Genomic DNA, 18,889 nt, shown 5'->3' on the forward strand with positions numbered 1-18,889 from the left:
AGGAAGTAGATGCTCTCGGCACGAAAATCGCCGCTCGCCACACCCTGCTCGCCGATACGGTACTCGAAGCGCTGCTCGCGCTGATTGCCGCTGGCGTCAATGGCAAGGGTGCGGATCACCAGATCGGTGCCGCTCCCCTTGTCGCTCGCCACCAAGGGCTGGCCTGCATAGCGGGCCGACGCAGTGGTGGGCTGGCTGCCGTCCGTGGTGAAATGCACGGCGGGGGCGCTGTCCTGATCGTCGCTCACCCCCAGGGTGATGGACTGGCTGTCCAGATAACTCCCCGGGGCCGGGGTGGCCGTCACCGTGGGGGCCTGCAGATCGGCCCCGGCCAGCGTCTCCACCTCGATGGCCTTGCGAAGGCTGTCAAAGCAGATGCGATAGCGGGTGTTGGCGCTAACCAGGTAATCCTGGGCCGGATACGCCTCGGTCCAGTCCCCCTTGTGGTCAATCTTGAAGCGGGGGTTGTTACTGCCAAAGGCCTGCTCGGTGCAGAAGGTGGTACCATCCTCGATGGTCATGGGGGTGAGCCCCCAGTTGTTGGTCGTGCCCCGGAAGTACCAGCTGTCGCTGCTCTGTCCTGCCCCAACCACCACGCTCACGCTGCTGCTGCCCTTGGCGCCCTGATCGTCGGTGACCGTGAGGCCATAGGTGAAGGTGCCGGTCTGGGTGGTGCTGACGACGATGCTCTCCGTGGTCTCGCCGCTGCTCCACAGATAGCTCGTGATCTGGCCGTCGGGATCCGTAGAGTCGCTGCCGCTCAAGGTCAGTGACGCCCCCTGGGTCACATTCACCGTGCCCCCCGGGGTGATGACCGCGAGCGGCGGCTGGTTGTCATCCCCAAGGGGGGTGATGCTGTAGACCTGGGTCTGGTCGTTGACCTGGATGCGCACCGTACCCACGGCGTTCCAGAAGATGTCGCCGCCACTTTTCTCCAGCACGCCGTCGCCGTTGCTGTCGCCAAAGTTGACGGCCCAGTCGCCAGCCTGATCAAACTTGAGGCGCTGGCTCGCCTTGCCATCCATGTAGGCTTCCACCTGCCACAGGTGATCCCCTACCAGAGTCATGGGGAGGCTTGCCCAGCCGTTGAAGGTGCCGCGTACGTTGAGTTGCGGCAAGGTGCTGGCAAACCCCGAGGCCTCGCAACTGGCCACCGCCGTCGCGCTCACCGCCTGAGTGCTGGCGTTGATGCGGATCTGGTACGCCGTGTTGGCATTGACCCCGTAGTCGGCCGCCGGGTAGCTCTGCTGCCAGTTGCCGTACCTGTCTATCTTAAAGCGCGGGCCGCCGCTGGCATCCCCGCTCACGAAGCGCTGGCAGGTATCAAAATTGACGCCGTCCGTCGACGTCATGGCGGTCGCCGCCCATCCATTCGCGGTGCCCCGGAAGAACCACTCCGCCGCCGACGTCGGCGCCGTGATCAGGGTTCCCAACAATCCGGCCGCGAGTATCCATCTAGCCATTGATAGTCCTTTATTTTCATTGTTTTGTGTGTGATGCCGGTGTGCCCCGGCATTCCCCCATCCGCAACGTCCCGCCTTCGGATGAGCCCGATCAGTCTAGAGTTCCCCATAACCAATTCATGGCGAATGCGCGCAAAATGTGACCACCATCGACTTCGCTATTGGCTGTATGTGATTGATAGCGCTTTCATTTCCATGCAACACCGATTTGCAGGGAGGAGTGACCAACCTGATCCATTGACTCGGCGGACGAGGTGAAGTGGGGTAAGATGGCGACATTGTTTCTCTCCTCCGCCTTCGCTGGCGAGGAACCGTGCGCAGGAACCGCCTTGAACTATCGCAACGAATCCGGCCAAAACAGGCAACAGCAGGTCTTTACCGTCACCCGCCTCAACAGCGCCGTGCGCATGATCCTGGAGCAGGATCTGGGGCTGGTGTGGCTGACCGGCGAGCTCTCCAATCTGGCGATGCCAAGCTCCGGCCACTGGTACTTCTCCCTCAAGGACATGTCGGCGCAGGTGCGCTGCGCCATGTTCAAGGGCAACAACCGACGGGTGGCCTTCCGCCCGCAGGATGGCATGCAGGTGCTGGTGCAGGCGCGGGTCTCTCTCTATGAGCCGCGCGGCGACTACCAGCTGATCATCGAGTCGATGCAGCCGGCGGGCGACGGCGTATTGGCCCTGCGTTTTGAAGAGCTCAAGCGCCGCCTCGGCGCCGAGGGGCTGTTTGACGAAAGCCGCAAGCGGCCGCTGCCCCGCGAACCGCGGGCGGTGGGCCTTATCACCTCCGCCACCGGCGCCGCCCTGCACGATATGCTCACCGTGCTCAAACGGCGTGCGCCGGATCTGCCGGTCTTTATCTACCCGACTCAGGTGCAGGGGAGCGCCGCCATCAGCCAGATCGTCGCGGCGATCGCCAAAGCGAACCGACGCGCCGAGGTGGATGTGCTGATCGTCGGGCGCGGCGGTGGATCGCTTGAAGATCTCTGGTGCTTTAACGAAGAGGCGGTGGCGCGCGCCATTGCCCACTCCGCCATACCTGTGGTGAGCGCGGTGGGCCACGAGGTGGATGTCACCATCAGCGACTTTGCCGCCGACTTGCGCGCCCCTACCCCGTCGGCCGCCGCCGAGCTGGTGGCGCCGGATCAGAGCGCCCGTGCCCAGCGCCTCGCCCACCTCAAGCAGCGACTGCTGCAGGCGATGAGTCGCCAGCAGACCGCCGCCCGCCACGATTTCATCCTGCTGCAAAAGCGGCTCGACCATCAGGATCCGAAGCGGCGGCTGGAGCAGCAGTCCCAGCGCCTCGACGAGCTTTCCACCCGTTTGCAACAGCTATTGCGCCAGCGGCTGCATCAGGGTGAGCGGCGCCTCACCAACCTTGAGCTGCGCCTGCAGGGCAAGAGCCCGGAGCGCCTCCTTGCAGCCGGCAAGCGCCGCCACCAGCTCGCCGAGGAGCGGCTTCATGCCCTGATTGCCAAGCGGAAAGACCTTGCGAGCCACCGCCTCGCCATGCTCACCGCCCGCCTCGACGGGGTGAGCCCGCTTGCTACTCTGGGGCGCGGCTACTCCATCACCCGTACTGCGCGTGGTGAAGTCATCAGCCGCGCCGCTCAGGTCAGCAGCGGCGATCAGCTCATCACCACCCTGGCACAAGGGAGCCTGCAGGTGCGGGTCGAGGAAGTTATCAAAGACTCTGCGCAGTAGATCGGCTGCATCAAACCACCAGCCAATCTGCGATTCAGCCCGGCAATCAGCCAAAAACAAAGGCCACCACCGCAAACAGGGTGGTGGCCTTTTTTATCTCGGGCGCTGGCGCCCGCTCACCCCTTGGTACGGCGGGCGACCAGGGTGAACTTGTAATCATCGCTCTTGAAGAAGTTGCGACTGAACTCGAACACGGTGCCATCTTGCAAGAAGCCACGGGAGACCTTCTCGATAATGGGCTTGGCAGGGTCGATACCGAGCGCCTCCACCACCTGCGCCGAGGGGAGCACCGGAATGATCTCCTGCTCGCTGCGGTCAATCACCAGCTGCTTCACCTCTTCGATGTAGTGGTACTTGGAGCCCTGCATCACCGCATAGCTGAGATCGGGGAAGAGGGCGAGCGGCATCCAGGTCTCCTCCAGCGTTACCGCGATCTGGCGAATAAAGCGCACCCGCTTGACGTAGTAGACCAGCGCCCCTTCCAGCAGATTGAGCCGCTCGGCCAACTCACTGCTCGCCTTGATCACCTCGAAGGCGAGAATGTCACTGTGGGTCTCGGCCGCCGGATCGGTCACCTTCTCATAGAGGCTGGTGAGCTGATAGATGTCGTAGTTCACCTTCTCCTGCCGCACATAGCTGCCGCTGCCCTGAATGCTCTCGATGACGTTGAGTTCGGTCAGCTGCTTGAGGGCCTGGCGCACCGTCACCCGGCTCACCCCGAACTGCTCGCGCAGCTCGGCTTCGGTGGGCAGGGCATCGCCGGGGGCCAGCTCCCCTTGCGCAATCCACTGCTGGATGGTGTCGGCTATCTGGCGATACATGGGTTTTTTCGACACGAAAGGCCACCTCGTCGGCTCTGCGCCATGATAAATGGAAGAGGCGTCATTCTACCCCAGTTACCCGGCAGACAAAACGGCTCGGCCCCATTTGACCTAACAAATCACCTTGACCAAACAATACAAAAACAATACAAATAACGAATTGTATGATACCACTCACAAAAATCAGTCGGCCGGTTTGTTAGCATCGCTGTCACTTTCACCATGACGGCTTGCTGGCAAGCCAACCTGACAGAGGATCATCATGAATCTGACCAGTCTTACCGGCCCCCATCTCATCACGTTGCAAACCCGGTTTGCCGATCGGGATGCGGCCATTCATGCCCTGGCTGATCGGCTCGATCAGGCCGGCAAGCTGCACGACAAGGCCGCCTTTTTGGCTGCGGTCATGGCCCGCGAGGCACAGGGCCCCACCGCCCTTGGCGAAGGGCTTGCGGTACCTCACGGCAAGTGCGATGCGGTGCGCGAAGCGGCCTTTGCCGTCGCTACCCTGAGCGAGGAGCTGGGCTGGGAGGGGATCGACGGCCCCGAGCCGGTCAACCTGATCTTCATGCTGGCGATCCCGACCGATCAGGCGGGCTCCACCCATATGCAGCTGCTCACCACCCTCACCACCGCTCTGGTGGATGACGATACCCGCGAGGCCGTGCTGGCGGCTCAAAGTGTCGAGCAACTGATGGCACTGCTTGATGGTGAAGGGGATAGTGGCAAGCAACCAGAAAAAGAAGACAAGTTAGATACAAATAAACCCACTGTGGTCTGTGTCACCGCCTGCCCGGCGGGGATCGCCCACACCTATATGGCTGCCGAGTATCTGGAAAAGGCGGGCCGCAAGCTGGGTATTCGGGTACTGGTCGAGAAGCAGGGTGCTAATGGCATCGAGGATCGCCTGCCACAAGAGGCGCTCGATGCCGCAGTGGCCTGCATCTTCGCCGCCGAGGTGGCCATCAAGGAGCAGGAGCGTTTCGCCGGTATCCCCCGGATCGAGACACCGGTGGCCGAGCCCATCCGCCATGCCGAGCGGATCATGAATGAGGCGCTGGAAGCGGCCAAGGCCGGTCGCACCGCCCCGAAAACCAGCCCCAGCCAGAGCGACGCGCAGACCGGCAAAAAGGTGAGCCTCAAGACCGAGCTTAAACAGGCGCTGCTGAGCGGCATATCCTTTGCCGTACCGCTCATCGTGGCGGGCGGTACCGTGCTCGCCGTCTCTGTGCTGCTGGCCCAGATCTTCGGCCTGCAACATCTGTTTGATACCGAGAACTCCTGGCTCTGGATGTACCGAAAACTCGGCGGCGGCATGCTGGGCACCCTGATGGTGCCGGTGCTGGCGGCCTATACCGCCTATTCGCTGGCAGACAAACCGGCGCTGGGCCCGGGCTTTGCGGCGGGACTGGCCGCCAACATGATTGGCTCCGGTTTCCTCGGTGGCGTGGTCGGTGGCCTGATCGCCGGTTACCTGATGCGCTGGGTCAAGCAGCATGTGCGCCTCAGCCCCAACTTCAACGGCTTTCTCACCTTTTACCTCTATCCGGTGATCGGCACCCTGGTGGCAGGCAGCCTGATGCTGTTTGTCATCGGCCAACCGGTGGCCTGGCTCAACAACAGCCTTACCGAGTGGCTCAACGGCCTCTCCGGCACCAACGCGCTGGTACTGGGCGCCCTGCTCGGCTTTATGTGCTCGTTTGACCTTGGCGGCCCGGTCAACAAGGCGGCCTACGCCTTCTGCCTCGGCGCCATGGCCAACGGGGTCTACGGCCCCTACGCCATCTTCGGCGCAGTCAAGATGGTCTCGGCCTTTACCGTCACCGCCTCCACCCTGCTGGCGCCACGCCTGTTCCAGACCTTCGAGATCGAGACCGGCAAGTCCACTTGGCTGCTGGGGCTGGCGGGGATCACCGAGGGCGCCATTCCTATGGCCATCGAAGATCCAATCCGGGTGATCGGCTCCTTCCTCGCAGGCTCGGTGGTCACCGGCGCCATGGTGGGAGCCATGGGGATTGGTCTCTCCACCCCGGGGGCCGGCATCTTCTCCCTCTTCCTGCTCCTCGATGGCGGCCATGGCGCCCTGATGGCTGCCGCCGTCTGGCTCGGTGCGGCGCTGGTGGGCACCCTCATCTCCACTGTGGTGCTGATCGGCTGGCGCCGTCACGCCATGCAGCGCGGCACCTATCAGGTGGTTGCCGCAGAGTAAGGCTCATCTTCACCACCGTTTTTTCAACAGACTATTTTTCCGCACGGCAGGCAAGGGCCGCCGTGCGTCAGCAAAGGATCATTGTCATGACTGTTTCACGAGTTCACATCACGCCGCACATGCACTGGGATCGGGAGTGGTACTTCACCACCGAGGAGTCCCGCATCCTGCTGGTCAACAACATGGCGGAGATCCTGGCGCGTCTTGAATCCGACCCCGACTACAAGTTCTATGTGCTGGACGGCCAGACTGCGGTGCTGGAGGATTACTTCGCCATCCAGCCCGAGAACAAGGGCCGGGTGAAGGCGCTGGTGGAAGCGGGCAAGCTCATCATCGGCCCCTGGTACACCCAGACCGACACCATGCAGGTGAGCGGCGAGTCCATCCTGCGCAACCTGCTCTACGGGATGCGCGACTGCCTTAGCCTTGGCGAGCCGATGAAGATCGGTTACCTGCCCGACTCGTTCGGCATGTCCTCCCAGTTGCCCCACATCTTCAATGGCTTCGGGATCGATCGGGCCATGTTCTGGCGTGGCTGCTCCGAGCGCCACGGCACCGACAAGACCGAGTTCCTCTGGCAGAGCAACGATGGCAGCGAGGTGACCGCCCAGGTACTGCCGCTCGGCTACGCCATCGGCAAGTACCTGCCGGAAGATGAGGCGGGCCTGCGCAAGCGGCTCGAATCCTACTTCGAGGTGCTGGAGAAGGCCTCGGTGACCCAGGATATCCTGCTGCCCAACGGCCACGACCAGATGCCGCTGCAACAGAACATCTTCGCCATCATCGACAAGCTGCGGGAGATCTACCCCCAGCGTGAATTCCACATGAGCCGCTTCGAGCAGGTCTTCGAGCGCATCGAGGCGTGCCGCGACCAACTGGCCACCCTCAAGGGGGAGTTCAACGACGGCAAATACATGCGGGTACACCGCACCATCTCCTCCACCCGGATGGACATCAAGCTGGCCCACGCCGCCATCGAGAACAAGATCGTCAACATCCTCGAGCCGCTGGCGAGCATCGCCTGGGCGCTCGGCTTCGAGTACCACCATGGGCTGCTTGAGAAGATGTGGAAGGAGATCATGAAGAACCACGCCCACGATAGCATCGGCTGCTGCTGCAGCGACAAGGTGCATCAGGAGGTGATGACCCGCTTCATTCTGGCCGACGACATGGCCGAGAACCTGATCCGCTTCTACATGCGCAAGATTGTCGACAACATGCCGGTGGCGCTGTGTGAAGACGGCGTACAGGTGGCCGACAAGCTCTGCCTGTTCAACCTGATGCCCTTCCCCCGTCAGGAGGTGATTAACACCAGCATCCGCATTCGCGCCCAATCCTTTGCCCTGCGCGATGAAGCGGGCCAGCCGGTCCCCTATTTCATCCGCGCCAAGCGGGAGATTGACCCGGGTCTGGTGGACAGACAGATCGTGCACTACGGCAACTACGACCCCTTTATGGAGTACGACATCCAGCTCTGTCATCCCCTGCCCGCCATGGGCTATTGCACTCTCCATATCGAGGGCAACCAGCCGGGACTGGAGCAGCCGGTGACGGCCAGCGGCGAGCTGCTGGAGAACGATTTTTACCGCATCGCCCTCAATGACAACGGCACTTTGCAGATCCTGGACAAGCTGCGCGGCACCACCTTTGATCAGGTGCTCACGCTGGAAGAGGGTTCAGATGATGGCGACGAGTATGACTACTCGCCATCGCGGGACGAGTGGCTGCGCTACTCCACCGAGTTTGCGGTGACCCGCGAGGTCACCCATCAGGCGTGGCAGAGCATCGCTACACTCAAACTGCGTATGGCATTGCCTGCCAACCTCGCCGAGCGCGCCAACCGCCAGTGCAGCGGCCACCTTGATGTCATCTGCCGCATCACCCTGGCGCATCAGTGCCCGCGTATCGATATCGAGCTGGAGCTCGACAATCAGGCTGATGACCACCGGGTGCGAGTGCTGATCCCCACCCCCTTCCCGAGCGACACGGTGGTCTCTGACAACCAGTTTGGCTGCATCACCCGCCCTACCCGCGACAGCGCCATGGCGAACTGGGAGGCAGAAGGGTGGAAAGAGGCCCCCATTCCGGTCTGGCAGCTGATGAACTTCGTCGCCCTGCAAGATGGCAAGCAGGGACTGGCGGTGCTGAGCGACGGTCTGCGCGAGTTTGAAGTGATCGGTGAGCAGTGCGACACCCTGGCACTCACCCTGCTGCGCGGGGTCGGCGTACTCGGTAAAGAGGAGCTGCTGCTGCGCCCGGGTCGCCCCTCCGGCATCAAGCTGCCCACCCCGGACTCCCAGGTGCGTGGCAAACTCAGCTGCCGTTTCAGCCTACTGGCGTTTGCCGGCGATCACATCAGCGCCAACGTGATGCAGGCGGCGCGCCGCTACCTCACCCCGGTGCGCTGCTACAACAAGATCCCGTTCGATGCCATGAAGCTCAACAAGGCGAGCTTCACCACCCCGCTGCACTTCAGTCTGCTCTCCATGGATCCCTCCGGTCCGGTGCTGAGCGCCCTGAAAAAAGCCGAGGATGAAGAGGCGCTGGTGGTCCGGGTCTACAACCCGAGCGAGCAAGCGGCACTGGAAGGGGGCAAGGTGACCAGCGAACACGCCCTGAGCGAGTGGCAAGCGGTGCGGATGGATGAGCAGCCCCTGCCCCTTGAGCTGGCTGCTGGCGAGTTTGGCGAACTGGCGCCCTGCCACTCCCGCAGCGTGCGCTTTCGGGTGGCTCGCGGCTAACCGCCGGTAACACCCACAGCTAGCAACAGGCGGGGAAGAGTCATCCCCTCCCCGCCGGTTTATCCCTCAGACAGGTCTATCCAGCTTGATAAAGACATAAAAAAATCCCCGCCAATTGGCGGGGATTTTTATTGGGTTCTGCTTCATCCCGCGAGCGGGAGAGCGCGCTTAGCTGGCCTTGCGCAGGATCTGCTCAAGGTAGTCAGAGAAACGGTGACCGTGATGCTCCAGCAGTTTCGGGAACATGGAGATGGAGGTCATGCCCGGGAAGGTGTTGATTTCATTCAGCAGGATCTCCCCCTCCTCGGTCAGGAAGAAGTCGATGCGCGAGAGATGGGTCAGTTTCAGCTGACGGAACGCCTTGAGGGCATACTCGTGGATCGCATCGGCCTGCGCCTGGGTCAGCCCCTCGGCACGCAGTGCCGTCTCGGTATGGCTGGCGCTGCTGTACTTCTCTTCATAGGTGTAGAACTTGTCCTGCGGCACGCAGATCTCGCCCGGATAAGTCGCCACCAGCTCGTCACCATACTGGTAAACCGCCACTTCCAGCTCACGCGGCTTGACTGCTTTCTCGATCAGAACCTGTTCGGAGTAACCGAAGGCATCGGCAATGCCTTTTACCAGATCCGCTTCGTTGCTGGCGGAGTAGCAGCCAACGGAAGAACCCTGGGAGGCCGCCTTGATAAAGACCTTTCCCCACTTGGTCAGCGCAGCTTTGGCCTCGGCCAGCGCCGCCTCATTTTGCTCGGTCAGGAACAGGTACGGGGTGTTGGGAATGCCGATGGCGGAGAGCCACAGCTTGGTGCTGATCTTGTTGAAGCAGATCTTGCTCGCCTCGGCATCGCAACCGAGATAAGGCAATCCGGCCAGTTCGAGGAAGGATTGCAGATCGCCGGTCTCACCCGGGTAGCCGTGGATGCAGGGCACCACGTAATCCACCGGACGGGCCACGCTGTCAAACGAAAGCAGCTTGTCGAGCCCCAGCTTGCACTCGCGGCCATCGGCACTGAGCCAGCGATCGGCGAACATCTCGACGCGGGTCACTTCGACACCGGGCAGAAGGCCCAGTTGTTGCTCGAGGAAATTGGCGCTGCGCAGAGAAACCTCGTGCTCGGAGCCACCGCCGCCGCACAGCAGCAAGACATGCATGTTCTTCATTAGATGTGATCCCTTGGGAAAAGCGGCCTCGTCATGACCATTTGATAAGCCAACCACCATAAAAACCGGACGAAGCCAGATACGAACATAAGTGCGCGCCAGTGTAGCAAGGGAGATCAACCCTTGTCAGCTGATGGGAGACCCATGACCCCACTTCTTGCAGTGAAAAGCCTCCCCTGTGTCAAAATCGGGACACATTGCCCCTCAGCGCGGGGGATCGACCCTTCCCATGCCGTTGCCATTGACCCGAAACCAGCCGGCAATACTGTAGCGCTCCTGATTGGCAGGCAGTACCTCGTGGGGAAACTCCTCGGAGAGAAACATGACCAGCCGCCCCCCCTTGGGGCTGACATCCATCAGAAACTGCTCCTTGTCGTCATACATGCGCAGCACTCCACCCGCTTCGGGCAGCCAGTCGTTGTTGAGGTAAAACACGGTGGTAAGACGGCGGTTGGAGCGACCGGCAAAGGCATCCCGATGGGTGGCGTAAAAATCCCCGCTGCGATAGCGGGCGAAGTGGGCCTCGTAGTCGAACAATCCCAGCATCAGCATCCGGTTGGCGGCAAGACGCAGGGACTCCATCCGGGCGAGGTAGTCAGCCACCGGCGCACCGAGGGAGGGCTCCAGCCAGTGGATCTGGTCACGGCGAATATCGGGATTGCCCTGATGCAGGGCGTCACGGCCGATCCCGGCCGGTTGCCATTCGCCTGGCAAACAGGCTTTGAGGGCATCCACCTCGGCGGCGGTCAAAAAATCATCCACTATCACCCATCCCCGGGTGTAAATGGCATCCATGGCAGCTTGATAGTCCAAGATTGGCTCACAATGAGTGGAGAGAGGGCGCTTTGTAGCGACTTACCGGCAAAGTCACAAACCGGTTTGCTTCTCTTGAGAAGTCCCAACATCAATACGCGAGTTGCTGCCCGCCTCCCCGCATTTTTGTCGCCAGTTGTGATCCCGCTCTGCCAAGGAGCGTATTGGCTGTCGAAACTGTGATGACCCTTGCAATCGGGACGAGGAGGCGCCGCGGCCTCCTTGCGGTACCAAGAGCCAGCCGATACCGTATCCGCATCGCCATGTTGCTGTTCATCCGGCGCTTGTCTCTGTCACCGACCGAACCACTCACGGCACAACCCGCGCATCACCCACGAAAGGAGCTTCTTATGCCTCTGCCCGATCTCACTTTGCAACGACTGGATGGTACCCCCTACCCGCTGACTCAACTGGCGGGCAAGGTGGTACTGGTGGTCAATGTGGCTAGCCGATGTGGCTTTACTCCTCAATACGAGGGGCTGGAAGCCCTCTATCGCGAGCTGGGGCCAGAGGGGTTGGTGATCCTGGGCTTCCCCTGCAACCAGTTCGGCAATCAGGAGCCGGGGGATGCGGACGAGATCGCTCGCTTCTGCTCTCTCGATTATCCGGTCAGCTTCCCCATCATGGCCAAGTGCGATGTCAACGGTGAACAGGCCCACCCCCTCTATCAATGGCTCAAGAAAGAGAAACCGGGGCTGCTGGGGCTCGAAAACGTCAAGTGGAACTTCACCAAGTTCCTGATCGACCGTGATGGCAAGGTGGTTGACCGCTTTGCTCCCACCACCAAGCCGGAGAGTCTGGTCACCCCCATCCGCGACCTGCTCTGATTGCTTTTCGCGATACAAAAGAGCGGCCGGTACAACAGCTACTGCGCAGCGGCCGCTCTTTTGCTATATTACGGCCCCACTATCTTTTCCATATCGTGGCTGGCCCCAATATGCTGGCTACCCGTTGAGCCAAAGGCTCATCTCAGGAGTTTCTCTCGAACATGTCATTCAACGAACTGGGTCTGTCTCCGCATATTCTGCGGGCCGTCAAGGAGCTGGGTTACGAACAGCCAACCCCTATCCAGCAGCAAGCGATTCCGGCCATTCTGGCCGGTCAGGATGTGCTCGGCGGCGCTCAGACAGGCACAGGCAAAACGGCCGGTTTCACCCTGCCGATGTTGCAGCGTCTGCTGGCCAACCACGGTCGTGGCCGTCGTCAGGTACGCGCACTGGTACTGACCCCGACCCGCGAACTGGCGGCACAGGTGGGAGAGAGCATCATCAAGTATGCCCACCACCTGCCGTTCAAGACTCTGATCGCCTATGGCGGTGTCAGCATCAAGCCCAATCTGGACGCCATCAAGCTGGGGGTGGACATTCTGGTCGCCACCCCGGGCCGTCTGCTGGATCTGCTGACCCAGGGCGCCCTGATCCTGAGCCAGCTGGAAGTGCTGGTGCTGGATGAAGCGGATCGCATGCTCGACATGGGCTTTATCGTCGACATCCGCCGCATCATGAAGGCGCTGCCTGCAGAGCGGCAAACCCTGCTCTTCTCTGCCACCTTCTCAAACGACATCAAGGCGCTGGCGGATGATCTGCTGAACGACCCCACCCTGATCGAGGTTGACCCCAGCAATACTGCTGCCGAGCAGGTAACCCAACGCATCATTCAGGTGGATCGGGAACGCCGCCGCGAGCTGCTCTCCCACATGATTGGCCGTGGCAACTGGCAGCGGGTGCTGGTGTTTGTTCGCACCAAGCAGATCGCCGACCGCCTCGCACAGCAGATGCAAAAAGATGGTCTCAATACCGTGGCGATCCATGGTGACAAGAGCCAGGGTGCCCGCAACCGGGCGCTGGCCGATTTTCGCAGTGGCGAGGTGCGGGTGCTGGTAGCGACCGATATCGCCGCCCGCGGTCTCGATATCGATCAACTGCCCTACGTGATCAACTTTGAACTGCCCCAGATGGCGGAGGATTACATCCACCGTATCGGCCGTACCGGCCGCGCCGGTCGTGGCGGCGAGGCCATCTCGCTGGTCAGTCAGGACGAGCTGGGTCAGCTCAAGGCGATCGAAGCCCTGATCGGCCAATCCCTGTCCGTGGAGATCTTGGAAGGGTATGAGCCAAGCGGCAAGCCGAGTCGCCAGACTCTGCCGGGCAGCAAGCCGGTGCAGAACCCGCCTCGGGCTCGCGGTCATGCCAACGCCAAGAGCAGCAATGCCAAGGGCAAGCCAGCCGCGGGCAAGGGCAAAGCCAAGGATGATGCCTCCAAGAAGCCCGCCCAGTCTCCTCAAAACAAGTCCCGCAAGCGGGAAGTGGTGGGCGAGGATATCGGCTTTGCGCCAATGCGCCGCTTGCCCAAAGCAATGCGCGACAGCTATCAGGAGAGCAGCGACGAGTAAGCTCGCACGACGCTAACTGCCAAGCCAAAAGAGGGAGCCTGCAAGGCTCCCTCTTTCGTTGTGGATCACACGGAGCCGTGTAAATGCTCCACTCGGGCTCAGACCAGCGAATGGCGCACCGCGGCGGTACCATGGCTGGGCGGCGCTGAACCATCGAGCGGATTGAGCTGCAGGAACTCGAACAAGCCAGCCTGCATATTGACGTTCCAGAAGCGTCCGGCAAGGGTGAGTTGCAGTCGCTCATGGCTTATCTCGGCCAAGCCATGCTGCTGCCAGGCCGAGAAGAGCGGCATCAGATGAGCACGCAAGGAGACCGGCAGACGATCCAGCGCCAGCACGCCACTGTCGAGGGCACCGCGCAGCAGACCGTCCATCCTTGCATTGGGATTGCGCCCCATCACCATCCCGGGCGCCCGCTTGCCACTGGCCAGCGCGTCGTGCCAGGGGGCCAGATCCCGTCCATACATCAAGCCGTGGCCAAGAATGCTGCCCCCCGCACCGGCGCCAAAGGGGAGGATCTCCGCACCGCGCTTGGCCATCTGGTTATAACGACTCTGCTCGGCCGGACTGCGCCGCCAGTGACTGCAAGAGAGACGCTCCCAGCCGTGGGCTTCCAGTTGCGCCCCGCCATAGGCATACATGGCCGCCCGCTGCTGGCCATCGGCGAGCCAATCCAGGGTGCCCTTCTCCTGCGCCCGCTCCAGATTGGTGCCCTGCATGGCGATGAGCTGATAGAGATCGGCCCCGTGTACACCGCTCGCCATCACATCGCGGATATCCTGCTGCCACACGGCATCATCCTGACCGGGCAGACCAAAGATGAGATCCGCCACGATCACAGCCGCATCATCCCGGGTCAGCTCACCCAGACGGGTCAGCAGCGTCTCCCTGTCATCGAAACGGGCCGCCTGCTGACGAACCCGGGTATCAAAGCTCTGCACCCCGAATGAGAAGCGGTTGAAGCCCCCGGCCAGCGCCACCTGCCATTTCTCATTATCAAAGCCGTTGAGCCGCCCCTCCAGCGTCACCTCGGCATCGGCCGACAACGGAAAACGGCGGATCACGGCGGCCAGCATGGCCAGCTCGTCGGCGCTCATGTCGGTCGGCGTACCGCCCCCCACATAGACGGCTGAAAATGGCATGCTCTGCGCCAGCGGGGTGTCAGCCGCCTGCGCAAGGGAGGCGCACAGAGCGTTGACATAGCGGTTGATCCGCGCCGGGTTGGCGCCATTTTCAAAGAAATTGCAGAAGCTGCAGCGCTTGCGGCAAAACGGAATATGGATGTAGAGGGCGCGCTCCTCAGCTTCACTCTCTCGCTGCCACCAGCTCTGCCAGCCAGCCTCATCCAGCGGGAAGGGGCGCATCCCTCCCCGACTGGCGTGGGCCGAGGTCTTGGCGCTAAAGGCAAACTTGAGGGGATCCGGCGAGGAGATACCGGTCATGGAAGGGGTCAGATTCATGGTGGTCACTATTTAGTAAATAATGACAATGATAACGATTATCGTTACCGGCATTTTGTTCTGGATCAACCCGCAGAGCCGTGCAGCTCGTCGAAGTCATTTTGGCAACCAGCATTACCGATCTTCTTAACAGATTATTTACTAAAGAGCGGTTATGGTGTGCCGATAGAGAACCATCATTCTTGCTCTCCTCGCCTACGCTCAGATGAAGCTGGAACAGATAAAACACAACAACGCATGGAACGCCCCGACTATGCATAACCTCTCCCTGAACTGGAAAATCTTTCTCCCTCTTGCGCTGGTCATCAGCACCACCTTTGGCCTCAGCTTCGAGCTCTCTGCCTGGCTGCAACGGGATCTCGCCATCCGGCTGGCAGAGGAGAAGGTTGAGAGCATGGCCAACACCTATATGGATCAGGTCAACGTGCTGATGATGACAGGTGGCATGGCCAACCGGCAGATAGTGCAGACCAAACTCAAGAGTGAAGCGGGCATTGTCGAGGCTCGTCTGGTTCGAGCCCCGGCCGTCAGCAACCTGTTTGGCCCGGGTTTCCCGGACCAGAAAGCCCAGGACAGCTTCGACGAACGCGCCATCAATCAGGGGGAAACCATCCTGCAGCAACAGGGTAACCAGCTCACCCTGATCAAGCCGTTCAAAGCCTACAAGGAGTATCGCGGTACCCAGTGCACCACCTGCCATCAAGTGCCTGAAGGCACTGTCATGGGAGCGGTGCGGATCAGTTACGATCTCAGCCATACCTTCGGCGAGATCCGCCACAACAACCTGATCCTGAGCGGCAGTCTGGCCCTTGTCTTCAGCCTCGGTTTCGGCCTGCTGTGGTGGGTATTGCAACGCTATGTAAAACACCCGCTGCGGCAACTGCAACGTACCATGCTCCAGATGGCCAAAGAGCGTAACCTCGCTATCCCCCTGCTCAACCAGAGTCAGGATGAGCTGGGCCAGATGACCCGTGCCGTCAATGAGATGGTGCAGGGCTTCAGGCACAGCCTGCAGGAAGTAGAAGGTGCGACCCATCAGCTCTATCAGGAGTCGAGCCAGATCCGTCAGGTGGCGACCCAGACAGAAAACTCGGCCCGTCAGCAAGAGTCGATGACCACTCAGGTTGCCGCCGCTGTAAGCGAGCTTGCGGCAAGCTCCCACGAAGTGCGCGAACATGCCCGCAAGAGCGCCGAGCTCTCCGCCCTCACCAATCAGGATGCCGCCAATACCAGCCGCCTCGCCCAGCACTCCATCATAGATATGGGCGAGATGTCGGCAGAAATTGATCGGGTGGATCAGGTGATCCAGCAACTCGATAGCCGCTGCCTCGCCGTTGACGGTGTGCTTGAGGTGATCAAGGGGATTGCCGATCAGACCAACCTGCTGGCCCTCAACGCCGCCATTGAAGCGGCCAGGGCCGGCGAGCAGGGCCGTGGCTTTGCGGTGGTAGCCGATGAAGTGCGGGCCCTCTCTAACCGTAGCCGCGCCGCCAGCGAGGAGATCTCCCAGATGATCGCCGCCCTGCAAAACGAGGCCCAAAGCGCCGTTGTGGTGATCGGGGATGCAAAAAGCAAAGCCGGTGAGAGCATCAGCAAGACAGAGGCAACCCTGGCGGCCATGCAAAACATCATTGGACGCATTGCCAGCATCAATGACCTCAACGCCCAGATGGCACAATCAGCAGAAGAGCAGGACAGGGTCTGCAGCGAAGTGGATCACGCGGTCAGCGACATTCGCAATACGTCCAATGACACTCTGGGTCAGGCCCATGCCGCCAACCTCGCCAGTATCCAGCTGGTCGAGCAGTGTCAAAAACTGGAGGCCTTGCTGAAAACCTACCGCTGGTAATCCAGCCAATGGCAACAAGCGCGCTCCCGAGTCGCGCTTGTTGCCGCAAACTACCCTTGATGGGCGGTGTCGAGCATTCATCAATCCTCTTCAGCACATAGCATGTGTGCTTCATCTCCCTTGGCAACATAGCCTCAACAGTCATCCCACCAGGGATCCAGCAAGGTGAGCTGCTGGCGGTCGAGATCGAGCGCCACCTCGATACCCAGCGGCAACGTCAGCATGGGGTGGGTATGGGCGCAGTCAAACTCCGCCAGAATGGGGAAGTTCGGCTCCCCCACCACCTCCAGCAGGATATCGAGGGGGCGCTTGCCGCTGCACTGATCGTTGAACAACTCGTGCTTGCCGAGGATAAGCGCGCCGATCCGCTCAAACACCCCGCACAGCTTGAGGTGGGCGAAGGAGCGCTCCAGCGTCTCGGCAGATTTCAGGCTGTCTTCCAGCAGCAGAATGTCACCAGACTCGATGGCTGGCATATAGGGGGAGCCCCAGATCCCCGCCATGGTGTTGAGGTTGCCACCCATCAGCCGCCCCTCAACCCGGCCAGAACCCACCGAGCTCAGCCGATTGGGCTGGCAGCGCTTGGCCCGGGTCTGATTCTCCCAGTCCAGCCGTTCATCGCTCCACTGCGCTGGCGTAGGCAGCGTGCAGGGGACGCCAGCTTCATCGGCCAACGCAATCTGTAAAAAACTGGCCAGCGTCTCATCCACCAGCGGCGGCAACTCGCCAAAGGAGGCCACCAGCGCCGGGCCATAAAAGGTAACCAGGCCAGTTTGGGCGTGGATGCCGAGCAGCAGGGCCGTCACATCGGAGTAGCCAACGATGATCTTGGGATCGCGCCTCAGCGCATCAAAATCGAGGTAGGGCAGCAGGGAGTTGGAGTTGCTGCCGCCAATCACCGACATGATGCAGCGCACTTCTGGGTCGCGAATAAGGGCGTTGAGCTCCTCGGCCCGCGCGGCAATGGAGCCGGATCGCCAGTGATCCTGCTGGCCGGTGAGGCTGCCCGCCTTGAGCCTAAAGCCCTGCCCCTCAAGAAAGGCTTTTGCGCGGGCAAAACGGTTGGGTGCCCAAGCGGTCGCCGCGCTGGAGGGGGAGAAAAAAGCGATGGTATCGCCACGTTTAAGCAGCGGGGGAACCAATAACGTCATGACACACTCATCCTTGCCAATATCCAGCCATCACAGAGTCGTTGAGACTCCTACACAACCCCTTTGATCACAACGGGTTTATCACCATCGTTTAGAAATACAAAACACTTGATTCATTATTAACAGATATTCTAAACACCATCCCCTTCCTAGAATGACCTCATTGCGATGGCCAACCCCGGTTGGTTGTCAGAACGGTCGGCCTGACAGCCCGGACGTTCTCTTTCCCACTTTTTCTCTCTGACTTATCAATGAGGTGCCTGTCATGAACAAAAACGCATCCCCCAGCGCATTGGTTGTAGAAGGCGGCGCCATGCGCGGCATATTTGCCAGCGGCGTGCTGGATGCGTTTATCGAGCATGACTATCGCCCATTTGACTTCGCCATCGGCGTCTCGGCGGGGGCCACCAACTTGCTGGCTTATCTCGCCAGCCAGCATGGCCGCAGCCACGAGATCCTGACCAAACTGGCGTGCAGCCAGCAGTTTATGGACCCCCTGCGCTTTGCCAAGGGGGGCAATCTGGTGGACATCCACTGGCTGTGGAACACCAGCTGCCGCAAGTATCCCCTCGACATTCACGCCTACCGGGAGACCGGCATCCCCTTCTATGCGGTGGTGACCAATACCCTGACCGGCAAGGCGGAGTACATCCGGGTCAAGCCGGAGAACATGAACGAGGTGCTGCCCGCCAGCTGCGCCATTCCCCTCGCCTCCCACGAATACCCAGAGGTGCACGGGGTACCGATGACAGATGGCGGGGTGGCCGACTCCATCCCGGTGATCGAGGCCTACCGCCGCGGTGCCCGTCACCTGACGGTGATCCTCTCCGAGCCCCTTGGCTATCGGCTCAAGCCGATGCCCTTCCCCTGGATGATCCGTACCCTGCTCAAGACCCGCCCCGCGCTGGCACAGGCGCTGGAGCAGCGGGATCGCAGCTACAACGAGGCGCTCGATTTTATCGCCAATCCGCCGGAGGACTGCCAGATCGAGGTGATCGCCCCGGCCGACTACTTCCCCGTTTCCCGTTTTACCCGCGATATCAACAAGCTGGAGATGGGATACGTGATGGGCAAGTGCGGAGGCTATCAGGCCGCCCTGCTCAATTGATAAGGGTTTTACAGGCATGAC

At 61.1% G+C, this 18,889-nt stretch carries 13 protein-coding genes; 7 read left to right on the forward strand and 6 right to left on the reverse strand.

The features are described from left to right. On the reverse strand, window positions 1–1,463 hold a 1,463-nt coding region (locus tag G5358_RS03080; protein ID WP_421323592.1), incomplete at its 3' end, for a PKD domain-containing protein. Between the two features lie 329 nt (window positions 1,464–1,792). Here G5358_RS03080 and xseA point away from each other — a divergent pair. Beyond that, a complete protein-coding gene (xseA, locus tag G5358_RS03085) occupies window positions 1,793–3,166 on the forward strand; it encodes an exodeoxyribonuclease VII large subunit (RefSeq protein ID WP_421323610.1) in 1,374 nt (457 codons plus the stop codon). A gap of 116 nt (window positions 3,167–3,282) precedes the next feature. Here xseA and G5358_RS03090 read toward each other — a convergent pair whose 3' ends face one another. Next, complete coding sequence (locus G5358_RS03090) at window positions 3,283–4,002, reverse strand: GntR family transcriptional regulator (protein WP_005360030.1); 720 nt, start codon at window positions 4,000–4,002, stop codon at window positions 3,283–3,285. A gap of 247 nt (window positions 4,003–4,249) precedes the next feature. Between G5358_RS03090 and mngA the strand changes: the two genes are divergently transcribed. Both mngA and mngB read left to right on the forward strand, forming a co-directional pair. Continuing rightward, entirely contained in the window at window positions 4,250–6,196 is a 1,947-nt protein-coding gene (gene mngA / locus G5358_RS03095) for a PTS 2-O-a-mannosyl-D-glycerate transporter subunit IIABC (protein ID WP_421323593.1), read from the forward strand. Window positions 6,197–6,282: 86 nt separating this feature from the next. Continuing rightward, window positions 6,283–8,937 carry a mannosylglycerate hydrolase gene (mngB, locus tag G5358_RS03100; protein ID WP_421323594.1) on the forward strand — a complete coding sequence of 885 codons (2,655 nt, stop codon included), beginning with the start codon at window positions 6,283–6,285 and terminating at the stop codon, window positions 8,935–8,937. A gap of 168 nt (window positions 8,938–9,105) precedes the next feature. Here the strand turns inward: mngB and G5358_RS03105 are convergent, their stop codons facing one another. After that, a complete protein-coding gene (locus G5358_RS03105) occupies window positions 9,106–10,095 on the reverse strand; it encodes a D-alanine--D-alanine ligase (protein ID WP_100653575.1) in 990 nt (329 codons plus the stop codon). A gap of 204 nt (window positions 10,096–10,299) precedes the next feature. Continuing rightward, on the reverse strand, window positions 10,300–10,908 hold the full coding sequence (locus tag G5358_RS03110; RefSeq protein ID WP_019445550.1) for a 2OG-Fe(II) oxygenase: 609 nt from the start codon (window positions 10,906–10,908) through the stop codon (window positions 10,300–10,302). Between the two features lie 350 nt (window positions 10,909–11,258). On the opposite strand from G5358_RS03110, the gene G5358_RS03115 reads away from it, so the two are divergent. Both G5358_RS03115 and G5358_RS03120 read left to right on the forward strand, forming a co-directional pair. Beyond that, on the forward strand, window positions 11,259–11,735 hold the full coding sequence (locus tag G5358_RS03115) for a glutathione peroxidase (protein WP_421323595.1): 477 nt from the start codon (window positions 11,259–11,261) through the stop codon (window positions 11,733–11,735). A 161-nt stretch (window positions 11,736–11,896) separates the two neighbouring features. Further along, window positions 11,897–13,300: a DEAD/DEAH box helicase gene (locus G5358_RS03120; protein WP_421323596.1), complete on the forward strand. Its 1,404-nt coding sequence runs from the start codon at window positions 11,897–11,899 to the stop codon at window positions 13,298–13,300. A gap of 98 nt (window positions 13,301–13,398) precedes the next feature. Here G5358_RS03120 and hutW read toward each other — a convergent pair whose 3' ends face one another. Further along, a complete protein-coding gene (hutW, locus tag G5358_RS03125) occupies window positions 13,399–14,760 on the reverse strand; it encodes a heme anaerobic degradation radical SAM methyltransferase ChuW/HutW (RefSeq protein ID WP_216953862.1) in 1,362 nt (453 codons plus the stop codon). 253 nt (window positions 14,761–15,013) lie between these two features. Here hutW and G5358_RS03130 point away from each other — a divergent pair, with 253 nt between their 5' ends. Then, on the forward strand, window positions 15,014–16,609 hold the full coding sequence (locus G5358_RS03130) for a methyl-accepting chemotaxis protein (protein WP_421254062.1): 1,596 nt from the start codon (window positions 15,014–15,016) through the stop codon (window positions 16,607–16,609). 134 nt (window positions 16,610–16,743) lie between these two features. On the opposite strand, the gene G5358_RS03135 is transcribed toward G5358_RS03130, so the two are convergent. After that, window positions 16,744–17,760, reverse strand: a complete 1,017-nt coding sequence (locus G5358_RS03135) for a S66 family peptidase (protein ID WP_216978591.1) — start codon at window positions 17,758–17,760, stop codon at window positions 16,744–16,746. Window positions 17,761–18,025: 265 nt separating this feature from the next. On the opposite strand from G5358_RS03135, the gene G5358_RS03140 reads away from it, so the two are divergent. After that, complete coding sequence (locus G5358_RS03140; protein WP_421323597.1) at window positions 18,026–18,868, forward strand: patatin-like phospholipase family protein; 843 nt, start codon at window positions 18,026–18,028, stop codon at window positions 18,866–18,868. Window positions 18,869–18,889 lie beyond the last annotated feature (21 nt).

It is taken from the genome of Aeromonas sp. 604176, from assembly GCF_049170755.1.
Taxonomy (GTDB): domain Bacteria; phylum Pseudomonadota; class Gammaproteobacteria; order Enterobacterales; family Aeromonadaceae; genus Aeromonas; species Aeromonas veronii_A.

Excerpts from the sequence above, each read along its gene's own strand:
- mngA (WP_421323593.1), top strand. The coding sequence starts at position 4,250 with ATGAATCTGACCAGTCTTACCGGCCCCCATCTCATCACGTTGCAAACC.
- mngB (WP_421323594.1), top strand. The coding sequence starts at position 6,283 with ATGACTGTTTCACGAGTTCACATCACGCCGCACATGCACTGGGATCGG.
- G5358_RS03105 (WP_100653575.1), bottom strand. The coding sequence starts at position 10,095 with ATGAAGAACATGCATGTCTTGCTGCTGTGCGGCGGCGGTGGCTCCGAG.
- G5358_RS03115 (WP_421323595.1), top strand. The coding sequence starts at position 11,259 with ATGCCTCTGCCCGATCTCACTTTGCAACGACTGGATGGTACCCCCTAC.
- G5358_RS03120 (WP_421323596.1), top strand. The coding sequence starts at position 11,897 with ATGTCATTCAACGAACTGGGTCTGTCTCCGCATATTCTGCGGGCCGTC.
- hutW (WP_216953862.1), bottom strand. The coding sequence starts at position 14,760 with ATGAATCTGACCCCTTCCATGACCGGTATCTCCTCGCCGGATCCCCTC.
- G5358_RS03130 (WP_421254062.1), top strand. The coding sequence starts at position 15,014 with ATGCATAACCTCTCCCTGAACTGGAAAATCTTTCTCCCTCTTGCGCTG.
- G5358_RS03135 (WP_216978591.1), bottom strand. The coding sequence starts at position 17,760 with ATGACGTTATTGGTTCCCCCGCTGCTTAAACGTGGCGATACCATCGCT.
- G5358_RS03140 (WP_421323597.1), top strand. The coding sequence starts at position 18,026 with ATGAACAAAAACGCATCCCCCAGCGCATTGGTTGTAGAAGGCGGCGCC.